The 7401-nt window shown below is 37.1% G+C and carries 7 protein-coding genes; 2 read left to right on the top strand and 5 right to left on the bottom strand.

Features of this window, described 5'->3' with window-relative positions:
• Window positions 1–460 precede the first annotated feature (460 nt).
• Window positions 461–1066, top strand: a complete 606-nt coding sequence (locus ES896_RS19845) for a hypothetical protein (protein WP_135227209.1) — start codon at window positions 461–463, stop codon at window positions 1064–1066.
• Window positions 1067–1388: 322 nt separating this feature from the next.
• Here ES896_RS19845 and ES896_RS19840 read toward each other — a convergent pair whose 3' ends face one another.
• The 5 genes from ES896_RS19840 to ES896_RS19820 all read right to left on the bottom strand — a co-directional run bounded on the left by ES896_RS19840 (window position 1389) and on the right by ES896_RS19820 (window position 5869).
• The gene (locus ES896_RS19840; protein WP_400915436.1) at window positions 1389–1823 is read right to left on the bottom strand and encodes a terpene synthase; all 435 of its coding nucleotides are present in this window, start codon (window positions 1821–1823) and stop codon (window positions 1389–1391) included.
• A gap of 18 nt (window positions 1824–1841) precedes the next feature.
• A complete protein-coding gene (locus ES896_RS19835; protein ID WP_010890403.1) occupies window positions 1842–2312 on the bottom strand; it encodes a hypothetical protein in 471 nt (156 codons plus the stop codon).
• Between the two features lie 109 nt (window positions 2313–2421).
• Window positions 2422–3447 carry a protein rep gene (locus ES896_RS19830; RefSeq protein ID WP_017358756.1) on the bottom strand — a complete coding sequence of 342 codons (1026 nt, stop codon included), beginning with the start codon at window positions 3445–3447 and terminating at the stop codon, window positions 2422–2424.
• Between the two features lie 671 nt (window positions 3448–4118).
• Complete coding sequence (locus ES896_RS19825) at window positions 4119–5246, bottom strand: Rap family tetratricopeptide repeat protein (RefSeq protein ID WP_017358755.1); 1128 nt, start codon at window positions 5244–5246, stop codon at window positions 4119–4121.
• Between the two features lie 440 nt (window positions 5247–5686).
• Window positions 5687–5869 (bottom strand): antitoxin VbhA family protein, encoded by a 183-nt coding sequence (locus ES896_RS19820; protein ID WP_017358754.1) that lies wholly within the window; start codon window positions 5867–5869, stop codon window positions 5687–5689.
• 818 nt (window positions 5870–6687) lie between these two features.
• On the opposite strand from ES896_RS19820, the gene ES896_RS19815 reads away from it, so the two are divergent.
• Complete coding sequence (locus ES896_RS19815) at window positions 6688–7161, top strand: DUF3967 domain-containing protein (protein WP_010890180.1); 474 nt, start codon at window positions 6688–6690, stop codon at window positions 7159–7161.
• Window positions 7162–7401 lie beyond the last annotated feature (240 nt).

The following is a 7401-nucleotide window of genomic DNA, read 5'->3' as shown; positions in this document are numbered from 1 at the left end:
CATCATGTTCACCTCCACAGTGAACGGATTCTACCACAGAAATTTTCATCAAAACGAAGCTCTAAAAAATAAAAAAAATGATTGCGGTCACCGCAACCAAAAAAGAAATTTTCCAACGAATTCCCAACGATAAATCATTCAATGTTAGGATGAAAATATACCCAAAAAAAGGAGTGATTTCTATAGATCAATTCTACAAAAACGGTGGTTTATAGTAAGCCAAAACGATACTAATTATAGCTTCAATAAGTGAGATCACTATGATGATCAAATGATTAATAGGGCGATCTTTAGTAATTAGTTTCTGACCTAAATAATTCAGTAGATAGAAAACCAAAAACATTATTAAAACCGTATAAATAACAGCTAGCATACACAATACACCGTCCCTTATTTGTGGTTGTTTAACCAAATTTTGTAACCGATTGTAATACTATCATTTCAGGAGGATTTGAACAATATGACTTCAAAACTATCAAAAAAATCAATCAGCTCAACTGTTTTAATGGGACTTGCTGCGATCACTTTATCTTTAGGAATATATGCTCCAGATGCGAAAGCAACACAAAATGAACCTGTAGCACATCTGAAAGAAGTTGAAAGAATCAACGACAAACTAGATCAACTAACTGATAAAGCAAACGCTCAACTAAAAAAAGGATTAGATAACGTTGTAGTACAAGAACCTCTCAACGTACAGGGAGACAAACTTGAATTGTCTATGAACGTTGAAGACATTTCAACAAAAGCAGTACAACAAAAAAAATTCAACGCAAAGGTCAAAAATACCACTCCTGTTTTTGGTTTTGCTCATGAAGTAAGTGGTAAATTCACTTATGAAAAAGGCAAATTAGTATCTAGCAGTTATGATACTTATTTAACTGGCGTCTTTTACTCAAAATCACACTCAACAAAACAACACAAACTAGACCCTAGCGTTTGGGAAATTCGCAGTAGAGGAACTTTCAAGGCACTGAAATACACACCTGTTGAATACTCTTCTCGTGTTGACGTAGGACTTTACGGCAGTGGAGATTATAGAGTTCTAAAAGCAAAAATCAACTAATCCATACAAAAAAGCAGGCTCTATTAGCCTGCTTTTCTATGTGATTATGTAATTCTTGATGCCAACGTCATCATCATCTTCTAAGCATTAAATACCCATAAAAGAATAAATAGACCTATCGTAAAATCAATAACTTTAAATGAAATATCGGGACTTTGAGTATAGAAAAACCAACTAAAAATGAATATAACACTTATAACACCATAAAAGTATTTAAACATGATTTAAATCTAACAACCCTTCAAACCTATGATTATTAAATGTATTAAAAAGAGTACAGAAATTATCCTCTGTACTCTTTTTAATACAAATAAATGAAACATCAATCTTGAGATAAATAAATCCAGTTTTTATTGTCAAGTTCTTTAATCTCATCTGATCCTATATGACTTAACATTCTATTAAAGAAAGTGATCTTATCTTCGTCATCATAATCATATAAATCCTCTAGAATATATTCTCTAATAATGAAATTAGTCAAACTTGTATTATTAACGAAATTAGAAAAATAATCTTCTACAAGAGTTAAATCGTCTTGACTTAATTTTTCATGAGTAATGATTGAAATATGAAACACATTCAAATACGCTTTAATATCTTCTTCATCCATATAACATAATGGCTCTAGCTTTCTATCTTCTTCTGTAAAAGGTTTTCTAGTATCCTCAATAATTACGTAACATAAGATTAGATTATCTTTCATCACACTAAAAATTTCTAAATCACGTAATTTTAAAACCCTATTAAGTTCTTGTATCATAATTGCCTCCTGTTCCTAACCAAATACTAAGCGTGGAGCATTTAATAACGCAGATATTCCTACACCCGTTAAAGCTGCTAGTGTTACAAGATACCAAGGATTCAATAATATATCATACCAGCTATGTTCCGAAAGTTTTTTTCGTTCTGCATTTAATTTTTTCTGTTTTTCTAGCCCTCTTTTCCAGTCCTTAGTCTTCTTTACATTTTTTTGTACTTTTTTAGGAACTCCAGCTGAATCTAAAGTCTTACCATGACTTTTACCTCCAGTAAGCCTTTCAGCTCCTTTAATACGTCCTTTTTCAACATGTACATGCCAATCATTATCTGTTCCCTTAACATGTGGTCCCTCAACACGATATTTCCAACCAGGAGAGCCAGGTACTGGTTTCATTTCAGCAGCTTCTGCTGTACTGCTTCCAATACTCAAAAGCATAGTCGAAAAAAGTAAAGTAAATATCATTGTTAAAATAAGATTCTTTTTCATAAATACCTCCAAATTATATGTTTTCTTGAAAACAATATATAATTTGAGGATTTATGTATATAATTTCATATGAAAATTAAGGTAATTTTAAAGGGAATAGATGGTTTTGTTAATTGATTATGTAATTCTTAATACCAACATGCCAACGTGCCATGACTTCAAACGTCTCATTGGCTACCTCATCATCATCTTCTTCAATCCGAATAAGATCGCCGTCCTCAGCATCCGTCAAATTCAGTTCCTTATGAATCTCTTTCAAGATCCCGCCGTAACCGATCAACCGCCTTGCATTCAAAGCATCATCTAAATAATAGACCGTATCCAAATTTTCCTCAGTCACTTCATTACCACGTATCACGTCGGTATCTTTCACTGGATACTTAGAAATCTCTAAAATAGCTTTCTGCTCTTCCATTTCTGCGCGCACTTCTTTTTCAATGGCTTCCACATTAATTCCCTTTTTTCCCTTGACCCGCTGCACATGAACAATCGGTGTATAATCTAATTTCATCGCACGCTTCCAAAGACTTGTCCACTCTGCCTGCTTTATATAACGTTTACCAGTGAAATAGCTTCTCTTCACTGGAATTAGTACATGAAAATGAGGGTGGTATGTATTTTGTTCATGATTTTTTGTAATCTCTAAAGCTCTAAAATATCCAAGAACCGAAGTTTTCACAGCTTTATATCCAAACAATCGGTTCCACGCTTTCATCATATCTGAAATCGCCTGTTTCAGGTCGTCTCCATCAACGTTCCTAACTGTCAAAGTGAGAAATATCCATGCAGGCTTATATTGTCTGTTTGCCTCTTCAACGATCAACTTATTATGACTTGCAATTTTTAACGACCTGCGCCACGCACACATAGGACATAACCTCACTTTACAAAAGTAGGCTTGATATAATCGGAGTCTGCCTGTTTCATTATCTCTTCTAAACGCAAGACATTCCGCACAATCACATACTTTCTCTGCCTTTTTTCCGTAGTAAGGCGCACCAGTACGCTTTTCAAGTCCTTCGTAATGAGCCGCCATAAGCGACGATCTCATCTTTTTCCCTCGCCAATCCCGCTTTTTACCTGTTGCAGTTTTGTCCTGAAGGATGCTATAATTCGATTCAGATGAATATGTCAAAGCAAAAAACTCCTTCTGCGCTAGTTCTCTAGCATTCTATTATTGTTGTGTGGTAACTCAATAATAGCAGATGGAGTTTTGTGCTGTCAAAATGGCTTTTAACCCTTGACATCATTGGATTCAACGCGCTTTTTTAAAATTGAATTGTTTCTAATAGTATCAAGATAAGAAAAGACACGATTCTGACTCCGTCAAAATCGCCCAAAAAGCTGGCGAAACCGCCATCTTTTTAAAAACCAAAACCTCAAAACCTAAAAGACCAAAGAATAAACCAAATTTCCCCGCAGGGGGAGATTTTTTTTGATTTTACAGTCGGAAAAATTTATATGGTTTTTCAACACATATTAAGTAAAAATCCGATCCAAACTGTTGAATTACATAGGTTTCAACATTATGCATATGCATTTTTAAGTTCACCCTTCCCTTCTTAATGTAAGAGCATTACTGCTATTCTTTCTTAATATAACAGTTAAACACCTACACCTCGGAAAAGAGAAAAGAAAATAAAAAAAACAGACCCTTAAGGTCTGTTCAAATCACGTCCCATTTCGAACAAGACTCATCACGTAGCCTTTCTTGAAGCAACTGACACATTAGAATCTTGTTTAAGTACAAAAGAAGACCCACTAACGATTAATAAACTAGCACAAACGATTGAAAGCAGTAAGGCATTAAATTTCATACAAGAACTCGCCCCTCCGAATTTGTTTTTGAGCATAGATCATTTTGTTATAAAAATATACAGAATCATCCATATGCCCAAGTTCAGTATAAAATTCAGCAGACACAAGCGCCAGTTCTTCTAAATATGGATAACCTCGAATATCGTCAAGTTCGTCTAAAGCATCCGCAACAGGAGTAGGTTTAGCCCCCTCCAAATAAAGAGCCTTCAGCACATTTAACAAATTCATGAAAAAGCAATCATTAAACCTTTCGGCACTTTCAACACCTAACTCAAAATAGTGTTTTCCCGATTCATGCTCCTTTTTCTTGAAATGCAGTAAAGCCAACTCATAATAAATCTGTGTAAGTTCTTTAGCTCCAGACTCTTTTGCTTGATCAACAGCTTTGATCAAAAAATAAAGCGCTCTGTCCTGATCCCCCATATTTTTATAAGAATCACCCAGGTTCAGCAACGCTTTAGCAAGCATATACTTGTTGCCTAAATTCCTGGCCGACTCTTCCGCTTCTTTTAGATGGGGTATCGCTTTTTCATGCGTACATAAATCATCATAATTTCCTGCAATGACAAAACGACATTGAATCACCTTGATTTCATACATCCCGTTGGCTTTATGAGCTTTATAAGCGTGATACGCCTGCTCGATATAATACATAGACAAATGCGTTTGCTTCATGTGATAGAAAATCTCTGACATCTTATAGTAAAATTCAGCCCGTTCAAGCTCATCAGCTACTTTATCCAGCTTCTTTTCTGCATGTCTATAAAAAGCAATGGCTTTTATGTACTCACCCTTAGAGAATTCATACATCCCTTTAAAAAAGTGAACGTAGTATTCCATGATACCCGTCAACTTTTTACCTTCACCTTCAACAGCTCGCAAATAATCAGCTTTGTTCACTTGATTTTGAGAAGGATTTACATACTCAAGCATCTGCTCATGACGAAAGTCCATCAACTGAAAATAGAGAACAGCTTGTTCATCTTCTTCCATCACATCTAATTCGCGTTTAATCTCTTCACGAAGCATTTCCGCATCTGTTACATTCAATTTTTTGATATGCCGATACCACTCATTAATCTTCTGTCCGACCACAGCAGCAGGAATACTTTCCATCCCATCTCTCTCCTTCGACATCCCTTTTTATGTTAAATGCTAGCATAATTTGTACGTTATAAAATCCATTCTAGTTCCAATTTTGAAAATTTTCGGTATCTCGCAACCGTTTTTGAATTTTGCTCGGTATCTCGCCATCAAATTTTAGGAATCATGACAGCAGACAAAACGAAAAAACGCATTTAAATCCCTTATAAGCGTTTTTGACACTTTCCCCTATTTCAATTACCTAAACAAAAATAAAAGCGCTCAGAATCGAATCTGAACGCTCTCAACGGCATTTTTGAAATGCACGACATATTTTTTTATACGTTTTATTTTCATCTTACATTACTACCCCCCTGTTAGAGTGAGGGGGTTACAGCTGGCTACGGTGCTTCGCTTTTCGTTGCCACTCGACGACTGTCGTCGTCTTCCGCTACGCACCTTCGCCTAGAACTCTATTGTATCACTTTATAAGCCAATTCAAGAGCCTTTCTCTCAAATTCATCATCTGTGATCTGACCGGATGCATGCTGCCATAATAATTCTTCCTCGTCAGCTGTAAAATACATTCCTTCAATGGCGTGTGTCGCTTTCGCATAGCTCATGCCTTTTTCAAAACGCTCTCTTGTCATTTTCATCATCGGACCGCCTTTCTTGGGCGCTGCCCAAACCCGCCAACGCTAGCACGTTGGATGGCAAATTTTCAAACCCCCTACCCCCGATCTTCGGGGGATGCCCCTTCGGCAGGCGCAAACAAACGGGGTTTGTTTGAATGACAGGCTTTTGGGTATCGTGAATGAGTCAACTCCTTAATGCTCACTTCGTTCCGCTTACCGTTGACTCATGCCGTATGTTTTTCACTCCATTTGTTAAACAGTAACGCTCCTTTTGAGTGCACACTTTTCCGAAACAACACAAAACAAACACGAACTTAATTCACCCATGATTGAACCCTTGTTGCGACTGATTTTTTTGCAAAACGTTACCTTTCTTTGTGTGCAATACGCTCCTTTTCAAACACAAAACGTTACCAAACTTTCGTAAAAAAGCCCCCGTTGGCTTTTCTTAAAACACGCACATTTTTTGGTGCGTATAACTGGGCACTTGGACAAGTGGTCGGTAAGTGGTCGATCATTTTTCATCACTGATTCTCCAGTGATCGGTTCGTTTTTCAGTAGTGATTGGGAAGTGATTACCTCAAAAATCGCCACTGCTGCAGGAGTGATTTCCAACACTTCTTTGAGGTCATTTTTTTGCTAGGCTTTGCCTAGTTCCACACCATAAGTGGGGACAAAAACCCCTTATGCTCTTTTCACCTTTTCCGAAATGTCTCCAGCGACACTTATCAAAATTTTTCTCTTTCAACCCGCTACGCAAAACAAAAACATTTTGCCTTTTGATCTAGGAGGGCGTAGCGTATACCGTAGCGAATGAATCATAAAGAGGTGAACCCGCTATGAAACCCGAAACCTACCTTTCTTCACAAGACATTGCAAACAAGCTCAATGTCTCCAGCGTCACGATACGCAAATACGCCGCCATGCTTGAGAAAAACGGCTATAACTTCGCCAGAGACACTAAGGGATGGCGTCAGTATAATGAGTCCGATTTATCCGCTATGGAGTATATATACACACACTCTAAATTGAGTGGTAAATCACTAGAAGAAGTAGCCAAACTTGTAGCGACCTTGTATCGGTCAAACTTGTCCATATCGGATACCGCTACACCGCTACAAGATGTCAATGTCGCCGATCTCATTCAAAGACAAGAGGAATTCAATCGGGCCATCCTAAAACGACTCGAACAATTTGAAGAACAACAAAAAAAGCGAGATGAAAATCTCATGCTCGCTTTGAAAGAATCCATTGAAGCAAAAAAAATGATTGCTGCTGCTCAACAAAAAAAGTGGTGGCAATTTTGGAAATAGGACACCCATGAAAATGGCGCACTTATACACACCCCTGTGTGAGTGCTAAAATCTCTCGATTTCCGTCAAGCGTATAAAAAAGAAGCCGACTCAATAGCCGGCTTCTTCTGTTTCAGAAATTGCACATGCAATGATCATCAAACCACAAATAATCATTGCCCCCAAATCCATCACATGAATTTCAATGGTCATCATGTTCACCTCCACAGTGAACGGATTCTACCACAGAAATTTTCATCA

Origin of the sequence: Bacillus sp. 005/A4HT-01/001 (assembly GCF_004634445.1) — a bacterium.
GTDB lineage: Bacteria > Bacillota > Bacilli > Bacillales > Bacillaceae > Bacillus > Bacillus altitudinis.
This window is presented reverse-complemented; position numbering and strand designations above follow the sequence as displayed.

What these genes read in the sequence shown, in the direction of transcription:
- ES896_RS19845 (WP_135227209.1), top strand. Translation starts at nt 461, where the DNA reads ATGACTTCAAAACTATCAAAAAAATCAATCAGCTCAACTGTTTTAATG.
- ES896_RS19835 (WP_010890403.1), bottom strand. Translation starts at nt 2,312, where the DNA reads ATGAAAAAGAATCTTATTTTAACAATGATATTTACTTTACTTTTTTCG.
- ES896_RS19825 (WP_017358755.1), bottom strand. Translation starts at nt 5,246, where the DNA reads ATGGAAAGTATTCCTGCTGCTGTGGTCGGACAGAAGATTAATGAGTGG.
- ES896_RS19820 (WP_017358754.1), bottom strand. Translation starts at nt 5,869, where the DNA reads ATGAAAATGACAAGAGAGCGTTTTGAAAAAGGCATGAGCTATGCGAAA.
- ES896_RS19815 (WP_010890180.1), top strand. Translation starts at nt 6,688, where the DNA reads ATGAAACCCGAAACCTACCTTTCTTCACAAGACATTGCAAACAAGCTC.